The sequence below is a fragment of the Leuconostoc sp. BM2 genome (assembly GCF_002095565.1).
Lineage (GTDB): Bacteria > Bacillota > Bacilli > Lactobacillales > Lactobacillaceae > Leuconostoc > Leuconostoc falkenbergense.
In genome coordinates, this window is record NZ_MOWQ01000135.1 from 1 (window position 1) to 340 (window position 340).

The 340-nt window shown below is 39.7% G+C and carries 1 protein-coding gene and 1 pseudogene; both read right to left on the reverse strand.

Features of this window, described 5'->3' with window-relative positions; genetic code table 11:
* A partial coding sequence (locus tag BMG01_RS11550; protein ID WP_206744997.1) for a hypothetical protein occupies positions 1–226 on the reverse strand: 226 nt, incomplete at its 3' end.
* Positions 207–340: pseudogene (locus BMG01_RS10845) on the reverse strand (UDP-glucose 4-epimerase GalE); the annotation flags it as partial. The gene BMG01_RS11550 and the pseudogene BMG01_RS10845, both read right to left, overlap by 20 nt.

Sequence of the window (340 nt, forward strand, 5' to 3'; positions counted from 1 at the left end):
GCACGAAACCCATGGCAAAAAGGAGCCAAAGTCGCGTTCTCCCCGCGACTCTAAATAATTCATATTCTCTCCCGAATATATTCTCTTCTCTCTCAAATATTCTCTCAAAAATATTTCCCGATGAACGCGTTAGTTCATCGGGTTTCGTGTTTTTATGATTATTTATGTCATCAAAAAAAACGATTTCTGATTTAGAAATCGTTTTTTTAGTCTTGACGATCATCATAACCCTTAGGATGACTCTGATGCCACTGCCAAGCTGTCTTGATGATGTCTTGCACATTATCATACTTTGGTGCCCAGCCAAGTACCTCTCGTGCCTTATCTGAATTGGCAATCA